The 20,298-nt window shown below is 70.7% G+C and carries 13 protein-coding genes; 11 read left to right on the top strand and 2 right to left on the bottom strand.

Translation table 11 applies throughout. The features are described from left to right. The first annotated feature begins 208 nt into the window (after nt 1-208). The 9 genes from G4D85_RS04385 (at nt 209) to G4D85_RS04425 (ending at nt 12,038) form a co-directional block, all read left to right on the top strand. Nucleotides 209-1,567 carry a bifunctional glycosyltransferase/class I SAM-dependent methyltransferase gene (locus G4D85_RS04385; protein WP_164008144.1) on the top strand — a complete coding sequence of 453 codons (1,359 nt, stop codon included), beginning with the start codon at nt 209-211 and terminating at the stop codon, nt 1,565-1,567. Between the two features lie 85 nt (nt 1,568-1,652). Beyond that, nucleotides 1,653-3,353: a hypothetical protein gene (locus G4D85_RS04390; protein WP_164008146.1), complete on the top strand. Its 1,701-nt coding sequence runs from the start codon at nt 1,653-1,655 to the stop codon at nt 3,351-3,353. 269 nt (nt 3,354-3,622) lie between these two features. Then, a complete protein-coding gene (locus G4D85_RS04395) occupies nt 3,623-4,372 on the top strand; it encodes a pilus assembly PilX N-terminal domain-containing protein (RefSeq protein ID WP_164008148.1) in 750 nt (249 codons plus the stop codon). A gap of 56 nt (nt 4,373-4,428) precedes the next feature. Then, the gene (locus G4D85_RS04400; RefSeq protein WP_164008150.1) at nt 4,429-8,850 is read left to right on the top strand and encodes a pilus assembly protein; all 4,422 of its coding nucleotides are present in this window, start codon (nt 4,429-4,431) and stop codon (nt 8,848-8,850) included. A 56-nt stretch (nt 8,851-8,906) separates the two neighbouring features. Continuing rightward, nucleotides 8,907-9,398 carry a type IV pilus modification PilV family protein gene (locus tag G4D85_RS04405; protein WP_240359062.1) on the top strand — a complete coding sequence of 164 codons (492 nt, stop codon included), beginning with the start codon at nt 8,907-8,909 and terminating at the stop codon, nt 9,396-9,398. Further along, nucleotides 9,395-10,594 (top strand): PilW family protein, encoded by a 1,200-nt coding sequence (locus G4D85_RS04410; protein WP_164008152.1) that lies wholly within the window; start codon nt 9,395-9,397, stop codon nt 10,592-10,594. The genes G4D85_RS04405 and G4D85_RS04410 overlap by 4 nt, the downstream gene beginning before the upstream one ends. 1 nt (nt 10,595) lies before the next feature. Continuing rightward, nucleotides 10,596-11,234, top strand: a complete 639-nt coding sequence (locus G4D85_RS04415; protein ID WP_164008154.1) for a pilus assembly FimT family protein — start codon at nt 10,596-10,598, stop codon at nt 11,232-11,234. Between the two features lie 101 nt (nt 11,235-11,335). After that, nucleotides 11,336-11,656, top strand: a complete 321-nt coding sequence (locus G4D85_RS04420; RefSeq protein ID WP_164008156.1) for a c-type cytochrome — start codon at nt 11,336-11,338, stop codon at nt 11,654-11,656. A 58-nt stretch (nt 11,657-11,714) separates the two neighbouring features. Beyond that, nucleotides 11,715-12,038 (top strand): hypothetical protein, encoded by a 324-nt coding sequence (locus G4D85_RS04425; RefSeq protein ID WP_164008158.1) that lies wholly within the window; start codon nt 11,715-11,717, stop codon nt 12,036-12,038. Here G4D85_RS04425 and G4D85_RS04430 read toward each other — a convergent pair. Continuing rightward, nucleotides 12,035-13,528: a PAS domain-containing sensor histidine kinase gene (locus G4D85_RS04430; RefSeq protein WP_164008160.1), complete on the bottom strand. Its 1,494-nt coding sequence runs from the start codon at nt 13,526-13,528 to the stop codon at nt 12,035-12,037. The genes G4D85_RS04425 and G4D85_RS04430 overlap by 4 nt on opposite strands. Nucleotides 13,529-13,733: 205 nt before the next feature. Here G4D85_RS04430 and mfd point away from each other — a divergent pair, with 205 nt between their 5' ends. Then, nucleotides 13,734-17,327: a transcription-repair coupling factor gene (gene mfd, locus G4D85_RS04435; protein WP_164008163.1), complete on the top strand. Its 3,594-nt coding sequence runs from the start codon at nt 13,734-13,736 to the stop codon at nt 17,325-17,327. 107 nt (nt 17,328-17,434) lie between these two features. On the opposite strand, the gene G4D85_RS04440 is transcribed toward mfd, so the two are convergent. Further along, nucleotides 17,435-18,034 (bottom strand): flavodoxin family protein, encoded by a 600-nt coding sequence (locus G4D85_RS04440; protein ID WP_164008165.1) that lies wholly within the window; start codon nt 18,032-18,034, stop codon nt 17,435-17,437. A 191-nt stretch (nt 18,035-18,225) separates the two neighbouring features. Between G4D85_RS04440 and G4D85_RS04445 the strand changes: the two genes are divergently transcribed. Then, nucleotides 18,226-20,286: a hypothetical protein gene (locus G4D85_RS04445; RefSeq protein WP_164008167.1), complete on the top strand. Its 2,061-nt coding sequence runs from the start codon at nt 18,226-18,228 to the stop codon at nt 20,284-20,286. Nucleotides 20,287-20,298 lie beyond the last annotated feature (12 nt).

Genomic DNA, 20,298 nt, shown 5'->3' on the forward strand with positions numbered 1-20,298 from the left:
CTCTCCTGGAGTTCCTCTGGCGCGGCCCCGGCCCGGAGGCCATCCGCCCGACCTGCACCTACACCTATCAAGCGCCGTCGAGCGTGCCGGTTCCACGCGGGGTTGTCCATCGTTCCACCGTCGCCTGGACGCCCCCCATCCATTCATCTTCCAGACCTCGTCGGCCACGGACGCGCGCGTCCTGGCGGCCTGTGCTAGTCAGCGCCGCGTGACTCCCGCGCTCTCCTTCGTCCTGCCCTACACGCCTGGAAACGCCGACACCGCCGCCCGCTTCGCGCGGGAGCTGTCCCGGACCGCGGAGGTGGTGCTCGCCGGCGAGGGGCCCGTGGAGGTGACGCCCGGCCCCCGGCTGCACGTGCTCACCGTGCAGGGAGGCAAGGGAGCGGCCATCCGCGCCGCCCTGTCCCGGGTGACGGGCGCGGTGACGGTGCTGCAGGACCCGGACACCGCCTGGTCGCCGGACGTGTACGACACGCTGGTGGGCCCCATCCACGCGGACACCGCGGATGCGGTGTTCGGCCGCCGCAGCCGCCCGGGCCTGAAGGGCCTGGCGCCCGAGCAGCTCGCGGACCGCGCCCTGGGCCACGTCACCCGCTTCGTCACCGACGTGGCGCTGGCGGACCCGCTCACCAACCTGCGCGCCTTCCGCACCGAGGCCCTGCGCTCCGTCACCCTCACCAGCGACGACGACGCGGTGGACGCGGAGCTGGTGGTGAAGCTGGCCGCGCAGCTCTTCCGCCTCACCGAGGTGGCCCTGCCGCCCGTGCAGGCCGAGTCCCGCCGCCCGCGCGCCACGCACCTGTCCCGCCTGCGCACCCTGCTGCGCTACGCCACCGTGCGCGATGACGCCGACAACCAGCACGAGGGCTACACCACGCTGGAGCGCATGGACGGCGCCACCCACTACAACCAGTGGCTGGCCCGCCGCTTCCGCGAGCACCTGGGCCGCCGCGTGCTGGAGATTGGCGCCGGCATCGGCACGATTACGCGCGAGCTGGAGTCCGGCCTGGAGCTGCTCATCGCGCTGGAGGTGGACCGCTTCTACGTGGACCGCCTGAAGAACCTCTTCCGCGGCAAGCCCCACGTGCGCCCCTACCTGTCCGACGTGGCGCTGGCGGACTGGGAGTCCCTGAAGACGGAGAAGCTGGACACCATCGTCCTCTCCAACGTGCTGGAGCACATCCCCGACGACGCCTCGGCGGTGCGGCGCTTCCGGCAGATTCTGGCCCCTGGCGGCCGGGTGGTCATCCTCGTCCCGGCGCTGCCGCAGCTCTTCGGCGCCATCGACGAGGCCGTGGGCCACCACCGCCGCTACACGCCCGCCACGCTGCGCGCCGTGCTGGAGGAGAACGGCTTCGCGGTGGAGAAGCTGGAGTGGATGAACCTCGTCGGCATGCCGGGCTGGTTCGTCAACAGCCGCCTGCTGCGCCGCCGCGCCGTGCCGAAGCTGCAGCTCAAGCTCTACGACACGCTGGCGCCCCTGTTCGCCCAGGCCGAGTCCCTGGTGAAGCTGCCCGTGGGCATGAGCCTCTTCGCCGTGGCCCGCGTCACCGGGAGCGATGCGTGACACCGGCCCGCGGCGCTGGCGACGGCCCGCGCGGCGGAAGCCCCCACGCCCCGAGCCCGACACCCCCTGGAGGCAGGACCCACGGATGAGCGCCGCCCCCCAGTCCACCGCTTCCGGAGCGCCCTCGCCGCCCGACGCGCCCTCCCGCGCCTCCGAGCGCCCCGTGGCCACGGCGGCCGGTGCGCCCCGGGCGGTGTGGGCCGCGCTCGCGGCACTGTACGTGCTGCTGTTCCCGTACCACCCGGGCCTGCGCTCGCCCAACGAGCTGTGCCGGCTGTGGCAGACGCGCGCGCTGGTGGAGTACGGCACGCTCGACATCAACGGCGCGCTGCGCGACTACGGCTACGTCGGTGACTTGTCCGTGAAGGACGGGAAGTACTACCCCAGCAAGGCGCCGCTGCTGTCCTTCGCCGCCGTGCCGCTGTACGCCACCCTGCGCGCCGTGGGTGGAGGCCACCGCCACGCCGTGCCGGAGGTGCCGCTCGTCTTCTTCTCGCGCCTCTTCCTCACCGTGCTGCCCACGCTGTTCCTGCTGTGGCTGGTGCGCCGCTACCTGCGCGCGCACCTGGAGGCGCCCGTGGCGGACGCGCTCACGGTGACGTACGGGCTGGGCTCGCTGGCCTTCAGCTACTCGCTGCTCTTCATGAGCCACCAGACGACGGCGGTGCTGCTCTTCGCCGGCTTCTACGCGCTGTGGCGGTGCGCGCGCGGCGACTGGCGGGAGCGGGGCTACGTGCTGGCGGGCGCGTGCGCCGGGGCCACCGTGGCCGCCGAGTACACCGGCGCGCTCGGCGTGCTGGGCCTCGTGCTGTACGCGGTGCTCACCGTCCTCTTCCAGCCCCTCCCCGCGCGCGAGCGCCTCCGGCGCCTGGGCCGCGCCGCGGGCCTGGCCACGCTGGGCGCGCTGCCCTTCGTGGTGGCGCTGGCGCTCTACCACCAGGCCACCTTCGGCCACCCGCTGACGACGGGCTACAAGTACCTCAACGACGCGGCCTACCAGCCGTGGCACCTGGGCGGCTTCCTCGGCATCCGCACGCCGGACCCGCGCGCCTTCGCCCTGTCCTTCTTCTCGCCGCTGCGCGGCCTGTTCACCCTGTCCCCCTTCCTGCTGCTGGCGCCGCCGGGGCTGATCCTCATGTTGCGGCGGCGGGGGCTGACGGCGGAGGCGCGCGCGGTGGGGTGGATGGGCGTGGCGCTGCTGGCCGGCTACACGTACTTCACCTCGTCGTTCTCCTATGACTCGTGGGGCTGGACGACGGGGCCGCGCCACCTCACCGGGCTGGTGCCCTTCCTCCTGCTGCCCGCGGGGCTGTGGCTGGAGCGGCTGCGCGCGTCCGGGCGGACATGGGCGCCGGGCGCGGCGGCCATGCTGTGCGCGGCGTCCGTCCTCACCACCGGCGTGGCCACCTTCGTCAACTACATCCCCGACGACGTCTCCAACGCCGTGGGAGGGCTGGCGCTGCCGCTGCTGGGCGCGGGCTTCTTCCCCCCGGGCGTGGTGTCCTTCCTCGGCCTCCCCCAGCCGCTCGCGGGCGCGCTGCCCGGGGCGCTGCTGCTGGCCCTGGCCGCGTGGGTGTACCGCGAGGTGGCGCGCGCGCCCGGGCGGCGCTGGCCCTCCGCGGGCGCCGTGGGCGCGGGCCTCGCCACGCTGGCGCTGCTGGCCACCTTCCACGCGCTCACCACCGAGCACGACGACGCGGACCGCAACGCCGTGCGCTTCCTCCAGTCCGTGTGGCTCACCCCGCCCGGACGCGAAGTGCCGTTCTGGCCCCGTCCGGGCGCCTGAGGCGCGCCCCGCTTTCCCGTCTTTGACGGAGAATCCGGTGCCTCACAGTTTTTGAGAAACCAGTTGCAAGTGCCATGAACCCTCCACCTGGCCTCGCAACTTTTGCGGACCTCGCAAAGGTTGTCAGGTCAACACGTGTCACCTTCCACCCAGGGGTGGCCGCAAGGGGCTGAAAAAACTGGAGTCCACGCCCCGTGTGAGCAGGCCCGGGGATTGCTGAGGGACTCACCCGCTCTTCCCCGCTGCCGCTGTCCGGCAAGGAGCTCCAGGTGAATCGTCCCCAGCCCTACATGAGGCCGCTCGTGCGCCCGTCCGCCCATCGGCAGAGCCGGCTCGGGGGCCACCGGCGTGAGGAGCGCGGCATCGCGCTCATCATGGCCATCGCGCTCATCTCCTTCATCACCGCGGCGACGCTCATCTCCCTGCGCGCGGTCTCCACGGAGAGCGCCCTGCAAGGCCATGAGCGCCGCGCTCGCGAGGCCTTCTTCGCCGCCCAGGCAGGCCTGGCCGAGGGCCGGGACCTGGTGCGCCAGAGGCTGGGGACCGAGACGGTCTTCAACGGGGTCATCACCGGACTGGGAGTCGCATACCAGGCGCGGACCGGCTCCGGCACGGCCCACGTCGTCGAAACGGGCCTGCCGAGCGACCTCAACGTCCCCTGGTTCGAGGTCCTCCCCTGGACGCCCTACACGCTGACCACCACGCCGCTGGGCATGGCGGTCGACGCGGACGTCCTGGGCGCCAACCGGGAGATGAACGGGCCGGACGGCGTGCGCATCCCCGACTTTCCCGATTCCAGCAACGTGCGCTACCGCGTCTTCCTCGTCGATGACGAGGATGGCTCCCCCCGCACCAACGACAGCAACAGCCGGGCCTGGCTGGTGGCGGTGGGTGAAGTCACGGGCCCACCGGGAAGCCTGCCCCACCGCTCCATCGTCCGCCTCCTCATCACCCCTGCCACGAGCGGGGGAGAGGGCCCGCCCTGCCACGAGCTGGGCTGCGAATCGAATGAGGGTTGAGCCCCTCTTCCCGACTCCTTCCGAAGCACGCGAAGCCTACCCGCCAAGGACACGCCATGCGCCTCTCTAGCGTCCTCATCACCGCATTGGTCCTCGCCGTGCCTGGCGCTGTGCGCGCCCAGGACGCCGGTACCACCTTCAATCCCTGCATCGACACCACCGGGCAGGACCGCCAGCCCGACTTCACCGCCGACGCCGGCGGCTATAGCGCGGTGCTGCTCACCAACGACGCCCCGCCCAAGCTGCGCCTCAACACCAACCAGAACGTCCTGGACCCCGAGCGCATCATCCTGCCCTTCGAGCAGGACCTCGAGGCGCTCATCGTGGACGACCAGGCGGGCAACGGCGCGTCCCACACGCTGGGCTGGTTCTACTACCAGGACCTCATCGACAAGCAGTACATCGCCGTCAACGACGAGCAAGACGCCAACGACGACACCCTCATCGACGCGGACAACAGCGGCGTGCCGGACTTCCACGAGGACCTGTTCAACCTCAACCCGGCCCGCCCCTATATCGGCTTGAATCCCCGGTGCCCCCTCAAGCCGAACTTCACCCACACCCGGGCGGACGGAACCACGATTCAGCTGCGTGAGCCGGAGCTGCTCACCGGCGCCTGCACCGAGCCCAGCACCTACACCTCGGCGGGAGGTCCCCGGCGCTGGCCGGACGGTGACGCACGCTACCCCCAGCCCAGGCCGGGCGGAGGCGCGGTGGGCCGGGCCGTCCGGTGGGCGGACCTCAACCCTCCGCACACGAACCGCACCCTGACCATCAACGGCAACGGGCCGGCCTACACCCAGACGGACGGCTGGTTCAGCGACCAGGGCCTCTTCCCGCACATCCCCAACCTGCTCGAGCCCAAGGACCCGAAGAACGGCGACGACGGCATCGGCCACCTCGCCTTCCTGGCCACGGACGACGATGGGAACACGTGCCCCGGCTCCGACACGTCCGAGTGCCTCCAGCCGCGCATGGCCTGGAGCAGCGACGGCGGCACGCAGGTGGGCCCGGTCTGGGACCGCTCCGGCGCCAATGACGGCATCCCCGACTACAAGGCCAGCGCCTTCGACAACCGGGGTCACCTCATCCCCGGCAAGAACCCCACCGCGGCCGCCAACGAGGAGGACCGGCGCGTGAAGATTGGCCGCGTCCAGGGGAACAAGGAAATCGTCTTCTTCCTCGTCACCTACGTGGAGCAGATCTACGGCGAAGGCGGCCATGACTCCACCGACTCCTGCTTCATGACGCGGCCCGTGGCTGGGGGCCGTATCCAGTGCCAGCTGTGGGCCCATGGCGACATCAACGTCTTCTTCTCGAAGACGCTGCTCAACATGGACCTCCACCAGACGGCGGACCCCCTCGTCACCACCAAGAACCTGCGCACCGGGTGGCTGGGCAACGGCGCGTACGCGCGCCTGGAGGACCCGCTGTACGGCCGCGTCTTCTTCGACCAGGACCAGCCGAAGGAGGTCCGCTCGTACGGCCAGCGCGCGGCGCACACCATCGTCGGCGCGCCCAACAACAACCCGCGCGTCTGGATTCTCGGCTGGGAGGACCAGAACTCGGGCGGCAACCGCACGTACAACGACATCGTCATCCTCATCAACAAGCAGAACAACGGCGTGTTCAAGTCCGAGGTGGTGTCGGACATCTCGCCCAGCATCTCGCGTGACTACACCATCACCTCCGTCACGCTCACCATCGACGACCACCCGTTCTACGACCCGAACGGCAACAGCGGCGCCTGCACGCCGTCCATCCCCCAGCCGGACGGGACGACGTTCAGGCCGCGGCCGAAAATCACCTACCAGGTGGCCCTGGACTGCAAGGTCTGCGTCGCCAACTGCGACAGCACCAGCACCGACCCGGTGCTGGGGCCCCAGTTCGAGCCCAAGCCCACGGAGCCGGAGTGGGTCACCGTGCCCTTCACGGACCCCACCGCGCCTCCGGGCCAGCGCGTGGGAGCGATTGCCTCCATCGACAACCTGCTGGAGCGTGGCTACACGGGCACGCAGCTGTGCTGGCGCGCCGTCATGGAGAGCCCCGGGGAGGGCTGCCAGCCCACCATCGCCAACGTCAACGTGTCCTACAAGGCGCAGAAGGCCGGCCAGTACGCCCGCTCGAGCCGCATCCGCGTGGCCAACACCGCCCTCTTCGGCGTGGGCGAGGTGCCGGGCCGCAACTGGGTGGAGAGCGCCACCCTGAGCCCCTCGCTGCGCCTCAAGGACGGCCGGCCGGACATGAGCCCGCGCGGCCACGTGTACCTGAAGAAGCTGTATGAGCCGGAGAACCCATCCGTCCTGCTGGACGACAGCAACGTCACCAACCCGCCGGTGTGGGACGCGGGTGAGGTGCAGCGGCTCTCCATCAGGAACGGAGACCCCGACGCCCGCAAGCTCTACACCCTGGTGGGCGGTACGCGCACCGAGGTGAAGACCAACATCACCAACAACACCCACCCCCTGTTCCCCACCACGGGCACGGACAACCTGTGCACCGATGTGCCGCGGTACGACCTCAACAACGATGGGTTGTGCAACCCGGCCGACCGGACCGTGCTGAAGGACTGGCTCTACGGCTGGGAGAAGCTGGACCCCGCGGCCCCCAACAACGCGACCCTGTCGCCCCGGCGGACCTGGCCCATGGGCTCCATCAACCTGTCCACGCCTGCCATGGTGGGACCGGTCACCGAGCCAGCCTGGATGTCGAACCCCCTGGTCACCGAGGCGGAGAAGACGCGGTTCCGCACGGGCTTCAAGGACGCCACCGCCATCGCCGGCCGCCGGAGCGTGGCCTTCGTCGGCACGAACCAGGGCCTGCTGCACGCGCTGAGCGTGGGCAAGTGGAACGCCAAGAACGACCCCTGCACCGACGCGACGGAGTACAGCGGCCACTTCGAGCTCACCAACACCAGCCCCTGCTCGAATACGCGCCAGTATGGCTCTGGCGAGGAGCTGTTCGCCTATCTGCCCGGGAAGATGCTGCGCAACTACGTGGAGACGTACCTGCGCACGCCGCGCGTCGACCGGCCGCCAGCGACGATGGACTCCTCGCCCACGTTCGCGTCCGTGGACCTGGGCCCGAACACCAACGTGGATAGCACCGGCACCAACGACTACAACGCGAGAAGGGGCTATGTGCCCGGCGCGAACGCGTGGACGCTCAACACCGACCCCACGCTGAACACCGGCGCCAAGACGGTGCTGGCCAGCGCCGCGGGTCCCAGCCAGAGCGTCTTCTTCGCGCTCGATGTCACCGACCCCAACCCCGCGAACGCCAACTACCCCTGGCCCATGTGGGAGTACGACATCAACAACGAGTACTACCACACCAACGACAGCTCCAACGTCCCCTGCGTGAACCGCAGCAGCCACCCGGACTGCCGCAACATCGCCGAAATCTTCCAGGCCAACCTCGGTGCGGCGACCCCGGTCCTGGCGGACACGCGCGGCTCGCGGCACAACCCGCTGCTGGTGCGCATGGACTTCGGGACGCGCGGCGGCAAGAAGTGGGTGGCGGCCTTCGCCACGGACTTCACGCCGAGGACCGGCACCGCGGGCACGCTCTACCTCATGGACGTGAAGACCGGTCAGCCCGTCACGGTCAACCACGGCTCCGGCATGAAGCAGAAGCTGGCGGGCGTCGTCACGCTGGGCACCACCGCCCTGACGGACCACAACGAGGGCATTGGCGGCAGCCCCTCGAGCGTGGACGTGGACGGTGACGGCACCTACGACGTGCTCTACGTGCCGTCCACGTCGGGCAAGGTCTACAAGATCAACCTGCGGGACGTGGATGCCAGCCGGGGCTACGGCAAGGCCATCAGCTCGTGTGTCATCGCGAACGCGAAGACGGCCACCTACTCCAATGGGTCCACCGTCGAAGACCCGAACAGCCAGCGCATCTACTCCAACCTCACGGTGCGGACGACGCGGACGGGCTCCAACGCCACCGTCGACATCTTCTTCGGCACGGCCAACAACCCGGACACCGACACGGACCCGGACGACCTGGCCGCCACGCCGCGGCGCTACCACATCATGGCCTTCAGGGACCCGACTCCGCTGACCCCCAGCTGCACGGTGACCCAGCAGTGGGTCCAGCGGCTGGACCTGGGACAGGCGGTCTGGGGTGGTCTGGCCATGCGCGAGGACGCCATCACCGCGGCCACCGCCGTGGGCTCGCGGGCGGATGTCTGCAGCGTCAGCGATGACACGAGCGGCAGGCTCTACTCGCTCAGCAGGAGCAGCGGCGACGCGCTGCCGGGCAGTGGCACCGAGCTGAGCGGCCACAGCTTCAGCGCGCCGCTGGCCGTCGGCCAACGGCTCATCATCTTCAACTCCACGGCGGGGACGGGTACGCCCCAGGGCACCGGCCTCGTGGACCCTCCACAGGGGAACGCTGGAGGCAGCACGTCGCGGGTGCTCATCTGGGACGTGCGCCCCGGCGGCAACATTCGTGAGGTGATTCCGTGAGCAGTCCGCGGCAAGGGACGGCGGTCGCCCCCCGGGGGGCGACGCTGATGGAGGCCATGGCCACCATGGTCGTGCTGATTGTCGGCATCCTGGCGGTGTCGCTGACGGTGCTCGCCGCCTCCCGGCAGAACCGCCGTAACCTCATCCAGGCGCAGGCGAGCGTCATCGCGGAGCGGGAGCTGGAGCGCATCATCGCCATGGGCTGCACGGGTGTGCCGCCCACCCCCTGCTCCAACGTCCAGGGGCTGGATGGCTTCACCCGCCGGATGGCGTGGGCGGTGAGCGGCCAGCCCCAGGAGGTGGTGGTGCCCGGCCCCGTCCCGCCGGGACTGCTGTTCGACGTGGCCGTGGACGTGGACCCGAACCTGGCGGGGCTCTATGAGGGAGTCGCGATGGGCTCGCCCGCCCTGAATCGCTTCGTCGACGGGCAGCAGCTCCAGCAGGTCATCAACGTGCGGGTGCTGGTGAGCTGGCAGGACAACCTGATGAGCGGCCTGGCGCCCGACACGCGGCGCGCGGTGGTCCTGCAGACCCGGATGGTCCCATGAGTCAGTCGCTTCGACCTCTTCCCCGAGGCTTCACCCTCATCGAGGTGATGGTCGCCAGCACGCTGTCGCTGCTGGTCCTCACCGGCGCCATCTCCGTGGGCGTCTACCTCCAGCGGCGCGGGATTCTGGAAGAGCGCACCATGGAGGCCCAGAACGCCGGGCGTGCCGCGCGAGACCTCATCGTCCCGGCCATCCAGCGGGCGGGCGCGGGGTTCGGCAGGGCCCGGCTCAACGTGGGCGGCAACGGCGCCCAGGTGGACCAGCGCTACGCGGTGTGGGTGACCACCGACGCGGCCTTCCCGGGCGATGCCACCTTCGCGCCGCCCACGGGCGTCTACGCGGGCCTCATCTCGGACGCGGTGGAAATCTGGGACGCGGACTCGGCTCGCGCGGTGCAGCTCGCCACCGGTCCTACTTGTAATGTTGCTCCTTATCCTGGGAGCGTCTGGACGGGTACCGTCCTGTGCGCCCACAACGTCCCTGCTGGGGGGCCTGCCGCGAACAGCCTCGCGGTGGTGACGAACCCCGCGGTCGAGACGGCCTGTGTCGGAGTGGTGGGGGCCGGCGCCACGGCCACCACCATTCCCTGGACGGCCGGAGTGCCGGGCCGCCCCCTGCCTCCGGGAAGTGTCTGCTCCGACCCTGGCCGGCCGGACGCAATCTTCGGCGCCCCCGGAGTCAACAACTCGCTGTTGATGCCCCTGAGCGTGCGCTCCTACCGGGTCAACTGGTTTACGGGCCGGCCGGTGCTGGAGATGGACCCGGACGGTTCCGCTGGCGTCGCCGCGTACCAGCCCATGGCGCAGGACATCGAGCGCATCAAGGTGCGGCTGGGACTGTACACCCCGAGCCTCCCCAACAACGACGTCCTCTTCTTCCCGGACGTGGCGGCGGGGCAGCCCGCGGTGGACCAGTGCACCAACGCCACGTGCTGGGCGAGGGTGCCGGGGGACGACGCGGGCACCCAGGGAGTCAGCGACACAGGGCCTGGCAGCGCACGTGACGAGCTGATGCGCCGCGTGCGGCTGGTGGAGGTGCTCATCACCGCGCGCACGCTGCAGGCGGACGTGGACGAGGTGGCCCGGGGCGCCAATGGCGCGACGCTGGACGAAGAGGGCAACCCGGTGGACGGCTTCAAGCGACGGCACTTCATCCAGCGCATCACACCGCGCAACTTCGCGCTTTCGGGAGGCTGACATGCGCGCTCTACCCCGTGGCATGACGCTCCTGGAGCTCATGGCGACCGTGGCCGTCATCGGCATCCTCATGGCCCTGGCCATCCCCAGCCTCCAGGGAACCATCAACAAGCGGCGCATGAGCGGTGCCCAGCGCGCCATCTTCCAGCAGACCCTGGAGGCGAGACAGCAGGCGCGCCGCAGCCGCCAGCCGGTGCGGCTGGCCATCATCGACTCCGTCGGTGAGAACGGGCGGACGAGCCCCGCCCTGAGGTGGGAGCAGCTCGACTGCGTCGCCGGCGACACCTGGGGCTCCCAGTGCCCCATTCCCGCGTGCCGGGCACAGGCCTGCGGCACGGGCGGCTGCACCTGCTCCGTGACGGGCACCCCGGTGCCGCTGCCTCCCAACCTGGACGTCAGCAGCCTCGATGGCCTGTGCTGGCTGGACGGCGAGGCCGGGACGGTGGTGGCCCGCGCCGGGGCGACGACATGCGCCCCCGCCAACCCGCCCCCCGCGGCCGGCACGCTCCTGCTCCGCCAGGGTGACGGCGCGGGCAACTACCAGGTGGACCAGGTCTTCACCATGAATGCCCTGACGGGTGCCTTCAAGAGCGTGGACTGCACCTACACCCCGCGCCCCGCCGAGTGCCCCCCTCTCTGAAGCGCTTCGGGCGGCCCCCTCCCGACATATGCTCCCCCCGCCCCGCGCCACCGCGAGGCGGGCACCGAGCCCCGCGGGCCCCTCCCGAGGAGACACTGAAGATGATGAAGCGGTTCGCCCTGGTGATGGTCCTCAGCCTGGCCACGAGCGCCCACGCGGACGACGTCGCCGACGTGTGGAAGGCGAAGTGCAAGTCCTGCCACGGCGAAGACGGCAAGGCGAAGACGAAGATGGGCCAGAAGGAGTCCATCGTCGACCTCAGCCAGCCCGCCTGGCAGCAGGCCGAGTCGGACGCCGAAATCCGGCAGGTCATCGCCGACGGCTCCCCCAAGAACACCCGGATGAAGGCCTTCAAGGACAGGCTCACCCCCCAGCAGATTGACGCCCTGGTGGGATACATCCGCACCCTGAAGGGAAAGTAGCTGGCTTGAATTTCCCCGCGAGGCCGCGCGTCATGGGGGGTGAGAAACGGAGCCGCCCATGAAGAACCTCACCGTCGCCCTCGTGTTCTGCGCATCCATGGCCAGCCTCTTCACGTCGCTGCGCGCGGACGCCGTGTCGTCCGTGCGCATTGAAAAGGGCCTGTCCCGGCCGGAGCCCCTGTCGCTGCTGGGCAAGAAGGACGACGGCAAGGGCGGCGGGGATGACGACAAGAAGGGCGGCAAGGACGACGAGGAGGACGAGGAGGAGTACCGCGCCCGCTACTCCGGCCTGTCCCAGCATGCCGCCCTGGAGCTGGTGGACCCGGGCGCCCTGGAAGACGTCCTCCGCGTGAGCGCGGGCCTCCGGTTCGGCGCCCGCTAGCGGGGCCCTGGCGGCGGCCGGGCCACGCGGGGCAGCGTCACCGCGAAGCAGGTGCCGGCGTCCACCGACGACGCCACGTCCACCCAGCCCCCGTGGGCGGTGACAATCTGCGAGACGATGTAGAGCCCCAGGCCCAGCCCGTGGTGCTGGGGCTTCGGCTGGCCCGGCTCCAGCGTCGCGCGGTGGAAGGGCGCGAAGAGGCGCGTGCGCAGCGAGTCCGGAATGGGCGGCCCTCCGTTGTGCACCTCCACCCGCTGGAAGTGGCCGTCGGCGGCGGCCAGCCGCACCCTCACCTGCGTGCCTTGAGGGCTGTGCTGCAGGGCGTTGCCGAGCAGGTTGGACAGCACCTGTCCCAGCCGCTCCTCGTCCCAGACGCCCGTCGAGTCGCCCTGCACCTCCAGGCAGACGCCGCGCTCCGGGTGGGCGGGCTCCAGCTCGGAGATGATGCGGCGGCACACCTCCTCCATGCACACCTCGCGCGGGCGCAGGGGAATGCCCCCGGCCATGCGCGCCCGGGTGAAGTCCAGCAGCTGCTTCACCAGCCGGGCCATGCGCCCGGCGCTCCCGTCGATGCGCTCCACCCCGCGCCGCACGTCCGGCGTCAGCGTGTCCCTGGCGAGCAGGGCCGCGGCGGACAGGCGCACCGCGGCCAGCGGGTTGCCCAAATCGTGCCCGAGCACGCCGATGAAGCGCTCCTGGAAGCGCGCCTCCTGCTCGCGCTCCAGCTCCAGCCGGCGCCGCGCGGTGACGTCCCGGCTGATACCGAAGAGGGCGTAGACGGTGCCGTCGCCCCGGCGCAGCACGCCCTTCGTCGTCTGCCAGATGCAGTCGGTGCCGGGGCCGCCCTCGGAGTCCTCGTAGGTGGCCGTCTGCCCGGACTCCGCCACCGCGCGGTCATGCTCCAGCGTGGGCCTGGCGTTGTCGGGGCCCAGCAGCTCCGCGTCCGAGCGCCCGAGGATTTCGTGGGGCTCGCGGTTGAAGGCGCGCGCGGTGGCGGGGTTGATGAGCACGTAGCACCCGTGCAAGTCCTTCACGTAGATGGCGTCCGTGGCGCTCTCGATGACGGCGTGCAGCAGGTCATGGTCCCTCCGCAGGGCCTCCTGGGCGGCCATGCGCTCGGTGAGGTCCTCCAGGAAGAGGACGACGCCGTCCTCCCAGGGGGACACGCGCGCCAGCAGCCACACGGTGCCCACGGGGGACTGGCGGGACAGGCGCGCCACCTCGGGCTCGCGGCGCACGGCCACCCGGACGCACACGGCGAACAGGCCGCACTCCCCCGCCCACGGCGCCTCGTCCAGCAGCCGCTGGCGCACCAGCGGACGCTCCTCGCGGCCCAGCCAGCGCTCCGCGTGCGCGTTCGCGGAGACACACTCGAAGTCGAGGATGCCTCCCACCGCGGAGCGGACGCTGCGCAGCACGACGACTGCCTCGGACGGCGGCAGGTCTCCCCCACTCCCCGAGCGCTTGTTGCTCCCACGACCCGATTGCATGTGGCGTGGCACCCCCCAGCGATGCCGTTGGGTGAAGCCTCGCCTGGGGGTGGGCAGGGGGACAACCGGCCCCCGGGGTGGCCGAAGCGTGCCGGAGCGAACCTGGGGGGCGATGTACCCCCTGACAACACGACAGGCGGCGCGCTCTGTCGTTGATTTGGCCACGGCGGGCCCCTAATTACCCCGGGGCCCTCAGGGTCCACTCATGGACACTCCCTTCACTCAGAGGCTGGATGGCGAGGCGGCGCCGCACGGCGGCATGCCTCCGGTGGCAGGCGACCCTCTCGCGCAACTGCTGGACGCACTGCAGCCCGGCCGCCGTGCGCGGACGCAGGGGCTGAAGGGCGCGGCGCGCGGCCACGTGCTCGCCCGTCTGCACCTGGCGACGCAGGCGCCGCTGGTCTGCGTGGCGGTGGACGAGGAGGCAGCCGATGCCCTGGCCGCCGACCTGTCCTTCTTCCTGGGAGGCACCGGCAGCCTGCTGGAGCCGCGCGTGCTGCGGCTGCCCGCGGACGAGATGCTGCCGTACGACGAGCTTTCGCCCGACGCGCGCACCGTCACCGAGCGGCTGGGCGCCCTCTTCCACCTGGGCCAGGGCACGCGCTTTCCCGCGGTGGTGCTGTCCGTGCGCGCGCTGTACCGCCGCGTGCTGCCGCTGGACATGATGACGTCGCTGTCCGAGCGGGTGGTGGTGGGGCAGGACTTCGACCGCGACTCGCTGGCGCTGAAGCTGGCGCGCATGGGCTACCGGAACAGCCCGCTGGTGGAGGACGTGGGGACGTTCTCCGTGCGCGGCGGCCTGCTGGACGTCTTCAGCCCGCTCTACGACAAGCCGGTGCGCCTGGAGTTCTTCGGCGACACCATCGACTCCATCCGCGCCTTCGACCCGCAGTCGCAGCGCACGGTGGACTCGCTGAAGGAGGTCATGCTCGTGCCGGCGCGCGAGGTGCTCCTCACGGACCAGACGCGCCCGCGCGCGGAGGCCGCGGCCCGCGCGGTGGCGGACCGCATCAACCTGCCCACCATTCAGCTGCGCGAGCGGCTGGAGGCGCTGCGCGAGGGGCTGCCCGGCTTCGGAATCGAGGGCTTGCTGCCCGGCCTCTTCGAGGGCGGCCTCGCCACGGTGTTCGACTTCCTGCGCACGTGGGGGCAGGAGGCGCCCGTCTTCTACCTGGACGACCCGCTGGGCGCGGACCGCGCGGCCGACGAGCTGTGGTCGGAGCTGGAGCGCTCCTTCACGGCGGCGGAGGAACGGCAGGACCTGGTGTCCCCGCCCCTGGAGCACTTCCTCACGCGCGACGCGGTGACGGAGCGGCTGGGCGCCTTCCGCGTGGTGGAGGGCGGCGGCCTGTCGCTGGCACAGCAGGAGCGGCCCCCGGTGCTCTTCAGCTTCGGCGGCACCCAGGATTTGCGCGAGGCGATTCTCGCGCACCATGGCGAGGAGGGCGCCCTCAGCCCGCTGGTGGAGCGCCTGCAACGGTGGCGGGACATGGGTGTGGCGTGCGCGGTGGCGTGCGGCACGCTGAGCCAGGCGGACCGGCTCAAGCGGCTGTTGCAGGACCGCAGCGTCATCGTGAAGGTGCACACGGAGCCGCTGGCGGACGCGTCGAAGCTGTACGAGCCGTCCATCTGGGCCCACCTCTTCACCGGCGAGGTGAGCCACGGCTTCGTGGACGGCGCGGGCGGGCTGGCGGTGCTGGCGGACGAGGAGATTTTCGGCGTCCGCGCGCGAAGGCGGCCCAAGCGCAGCAAGAAGCTGGACGCGTTCGCCTCGGGCTTCGGAGACCTGAAGGAAGGCGACCTCATCGTCCACACCGACTTCGGCATCGGCCGCTACGCGGGCCTGACGAAGATGGAGGTCAACGGCGTGCCCGGGGACTTCCTCGTCCTGGAGTACGCGGGCCGGGACAAAATCTACCTGCCGGTGGGCCGCATGCGGCTCATCCAGAAGTTCTCCGGCGGCGACCCGGACACGGTGCAGCTGGACAAGCTGGGCACCACGAGCTGGGAGAAGACGAAGAAGCGCGTCAAGGAGCAGCTGCTCAAGATGGCGGCGGAGCTGTTGCAGATTGCCGCCGCGCGCAAGGCGCACCCGGGCCATGCCTTCAGCGCGCCGGACCGGTACTTCGCCCAGTTCGAGGCGGACTTCGAGTTCGAGGAGACGCCGGACCAGGCCAAGGCGATTGAGGACGTGCTGGCGGACATGCAGAAGCCCCAGCCGATGGACCGGCTCGTCTGTGGCGACGTGGGCTATGGCAAGACGGAGGTGGCCATGCGCGCTGCCTTCAAGGCCGCGCTGGACCGCAAGCAGGTGGCGGTGCTGGTGCCCACCACGGTGCTGGCGCAGCAGCACTTCCTGTCCTTCAAGAAGCGCTTCAAGGACTACCCCGTCACGGTGGAGGTCATCTCCGGCATGAAGAAGGCGCCGGAGGTGCGCGAAATCCTCAAGCGGGCCAAGGAGGGCAAGGTCGACATCCTCATCGGCACGCACAAGCTGCTGGGCGGCGACGTGGCCTTCAAGGAACTGGGCCTGATGATTGTCGACGAGGAGCAGCGCTTCGGCGTGAAGCAGAAGGAGTCGCTCAAGAAGTGGCGCTCCCAGATTGACGTGCTGACGCTGACGGCGACGCCCATCCCCCGCACGCTGCACATGAGCATGTCCGGCGTGCGCGACATGAGCATCATCGCCACGCCGCCCGAGGACCGCCGCGCCATCCGCACCTTCGTGATGAAGCACGACGACGCCGTCATCAAGGAGGCCATCGAGCGCGAGGTGGCGCGCGGCGGGCAGGTGTTCTTCGTCCACAACCGCGTGGAGTCGCTCCCGTCCATTGAGCAGCAGCTGAAGACGCTGGTGCCCCAGCTCAGCATCGGCGTGGCGCACGGGCAGATGGGCGAGGGCCAGCTGGAGAAGGTCATGCTGGCCTTCACCGAGCGCAAGCACCAGGTGCTCCTGTGCACGTCCATCATCGAGAGCGGCATCGACATCTCGAGCGCCAACACGATGATTGTGAACCGGGCGGACCAGTTCGGCCTGGCGCAGCTCTACCAGCTCCGTGGACGCGTGGGCCGCAGCAAGGAGCGCGCGTACGCGTACCTGCTGGTGCCGTCACGGCGGGCGGTGACGAAGGACGCGCAGCGGCGCCTGGAGGTGCTCCAGAACTTCACCGAGCTGGGCGCGGGCTTCTCCATCGCCTCGCACGATTTGGAGATTCGCGGCGCGGGCAACCTGCTGGGCGACAAGCAGTCGGGGGCCATCGCCGAGATTGGCTTCGACATGTACGCGCAGCTGCTGGAAGAGGCCGTGGCGGAGATGCAGGGCCAGCCGCCTCGCGTGCAGGTGGAGCCGGACGTGACGCTGCCCATGCCGGCGCTCATCCCGGACGACTACGTGAGCGACGTGCACCAGCGGCTGCTCTTCTACAAGCGCTTCAGCCAGGCCAGCCACCCGGACGAGGTGACGGACCTGCGCGCGGAGCTGGTGGACCGCTACGGCGAGGCGCCGGACGAGGTGGACTCGCTGTCCGAGCTGACGCTGCTGAAAATCGACATGCGCGACTTGCGGCTGCGCGCGCTGGAGGTGGGCACCGGCCGGCTGGTGGTGACGCTGGGCGCGGACGCGCTGCTGGACGGCGCGAAGGTGGCGGGGCTGGTGCAGCGCTCGAAGGGCGTCTACCGGCTCACCCCGGACATGAAGCTCATTGCCCGCGTGCCCCAGGGCGCCAGCGGGCATGACCTCATCGCCGAGGCGAAGAAGGTGCTCCGCGACTTGAGCCACTGCGCGCTGCCGCAGGCGTAGCGCGGCGGGCAGGCACGGTCGTGAAAGAGAAGAGGCCCGGGACCTGAGGGTTCCGGGCCTCTTTCATTTCAGGAGCAGCGGCCTCGCAGCGGCCCCAGGTAACAGGCTCAGGCGGCCTGGGGCTCCGCCGCCACCGGCCGCACCAGGAACTCGCGGGCCGCTTCGAGCGCGCGCGTGTCGGTGAGCACCTGCCCCGGCGCGGAGCCATGGCCGATGAGCGCACCCCGCCAGCGCAGGCTCATGTAGCCCGCCGTCAGTTGCAGGCTCTGGATGGGCGGCTGCGCCACGCCGTCGTCCTCCTCGGAGGAGTGCGCGGTGACAAGCGACAGCACCTTGCCCTGCATGCGCTCGCGGAAGCGCAGCTCGGGCAGGCGCAGCCACCAGGACCAGTGCTCGAAGTAGTGCTGCGCCGTGGAGGACAGGTGGTACCAGTAGATGGGCGAGACGATGACCAGCTCGTCCGCCGCCAGCGTGCGCTCTGCCAGCGCGAGCAGCTCCGGGACGGGCTTCGGGTAGCTGCTGCCCGGCGCGTGGCGCAAGTCACGGAAGGGCTCACGCAGGTGCTCCTCCAGGCGAAGCCACTCCACCGCCGTGCCGGACGGGAGCGCCTCGGCGGCGCGGCGGGCGAGCTGCTCCGCGTTGCCGCCCACGCGGGAGCTGGACAAGAGGAAGAGGACGCTGCGGGAAGTCGAGGGGGTGGAGCTCATGGCGGGTCCAGAAAGGAAGTGGCGCTCTCTTAACAGGGCACCGGGCCGGACGCAGAAGTGCACGCGTCACTCCGCCGGGCAGTGCCAGCCCCACACACGTGGAGCGCTGCGCCCTCCGACCCCTCCGTCGGGAGCAGGCGGCCCGGTTCCGCGCCTTGATAGGCTCGGCGCAGGTGCACACAGGAGTGTCCATGGCGGTCGCGCCTCCAGCGAACAGGATTCCGTCCCGGACCGTCGTGCTGGGCGGAATGGGCAATGACGACGCGAGCGGGCTCTCCGCGCGGCTGCTGACCGTGCTGGAAGGAGCCCTCGCGCTGCCCGGCTACCGCTTCGAGCGACTGGAGGACGCCAGGCCCGAGGACCTCCAGACGAACCGCTGGAGCCAGCGCGACGGCCCGGTGATCCTGGTTGGAGTGGTGGGGGACGTCCCGTCCCTCGAACAGGAGTACGACCGCGCGGAGGCGGCGGGAGGCACCTGCCTCATGTTCGCGCTGAGAGGGAGGAGCCGGAGCAGGTTCGAGGAGCGGCTCCTCGCCGAGCGGGGCATCACCGAGTTCGTCGACTCACCGGAGGAGCTCCTCCAGGAGCTCGTCCGCGCGGTCCGCGCGTGGGAGCAGAACACGCTGGGAGGGTTGCTGCTGGAGGGACAGCGGTTCAGGGTGCTCCACGGCGTCCCCCGGTTCGAGCCCGTGCGCGTCGACGAGCTCGTCCCCCATCGCGGCAAAGAGGAGGTCCTGGTGTTCCATGGGCCGCCAGGGCCAGAACTGAAGCGCATTGCCCTCGATTACGCCGCTTCGCGAGCGCCCCTCCGGTTCCTACGGGAGGACGTGCCTGTCCTCCCCGAGCTGCTCAAGCCCTACTTCGGCAACCAGGAGGCCCTCTTCGTGGAGGAGGTGGACCAGCGCCCGGCTCGGGAGACCCACGCCCTGGTGCGGACCCTGAGCGACGCTCCCCCTCGCAACAGGGATGAGGGCCCGCGGCTGGTGCTCACCACGCGCACCAGCCGCCTCGGTGCGCTCAAGGCGATGCTGCTGGGACAGGGCTTCCAGGCGCGGGACATCCTCGTCCAGGCGCTTCCCGTGTCGGACGCACCGGAGGAGCCGCGCCCGGCCGACGACGGAGCCCCCCTGGCCCCGCCCCTCGAACACCCCGTGAACCAGCCCTGGGTAGCGCCCGAGGTCAGTGCCGCGGTCACCGCGGCCGCCGAGGAGCAGGGGAAGAACCTCGGGGACTCGCTCGAGCTCGTGCTGGTCGGAGACTTCCCGCGAGATGACCAAGGCAAGCAGTTGCTCCAGGAGCGTCTCGACCAGGCGGCGCGGACGCTGCTGGACGCCTGCGCCACTCCCGAAGAAGCCCTGGCCCGGCTGACCTGGAGCATCCGCGGACTGCGCGACGCGGGTCATCTTCCTCGGGTGTGGGACTTCTTCCAGACGGTCGCCAGCATCTCGCCGCAGGCCCTGCTCCACTGGGGCCAGGTGATGATGCGCGAGCCCACGCATCCCCTGCGGGATGACATGGAAGCCCTGCTCTGGCCACTGGTGCACTCGGAACCCGAGCTCGCGCGCGTCCTGGTGGATGCCCTGCGCGAGGAAGGCCATGAGGACCTCCTCATGGCCCTCGGCTTCGGTCCGAAGTACCTGGAGGTCCTGGGCGCGGAGCGGCTCCTCGCCATTCACGAGCGCCTGCTCACCCACCCGGAGCGCGCCGTGCGGGTCGCGGCCTTCAAGCGGGTGGGCAACGACAGCGTGCTTGCCGGGGAGGTCCTCGCCCGACTGCTGCTCACACACCGTGGCTCCGACATCGAGGAGCCGGCGACAGCGAAGGTCTGGGCCCTGGCGGTGGGCAGCTTTCGCGTCTACGACGCGTGTCGCGTGGAGGACAAGGAGGCGCTGGCGGCGGCACTGCGGGCGCCACGCTCGCTGGGCCCATGGTGCCACTTCCTGCTGCAGCGGCTCGCCACGGACGTGCCGGCCGCCCTCGTCGACCTGATGCTGGCGCGAATCGAGGCCTCGGCCGAGGCGGGCGCGGACCACGAGGCCGTCCCCGTCATGGAGGCGTGGCGGGACCCTCCGTACCAACAACTGCCTCCCGAGGAACGGCAGCGGGCAGTGGCTGTGGTGGAGCGACTGCTCGAGCACAAGCACTCCGCGGTCCGCGCGCAGGCGCGGCGGTGGCTCGCGGACCTCGTCGTGGTGAAGCCGCCACGTCCGGGGACGGTTGCGTGCCCTACGCCGGATGACCCCGAGGCTTGACACAGGCGCGCC

This window comes from Pyxidicoccus trucidator (genome assembly GCF_010894435.1).
In the GTDB taxonomy this organism is placed as follows: Bacteria; Myxococcota; Myxococcia; order Myxococcales; family Myxococcaceae; genus Myxococcus; species Myxococcus trucidator.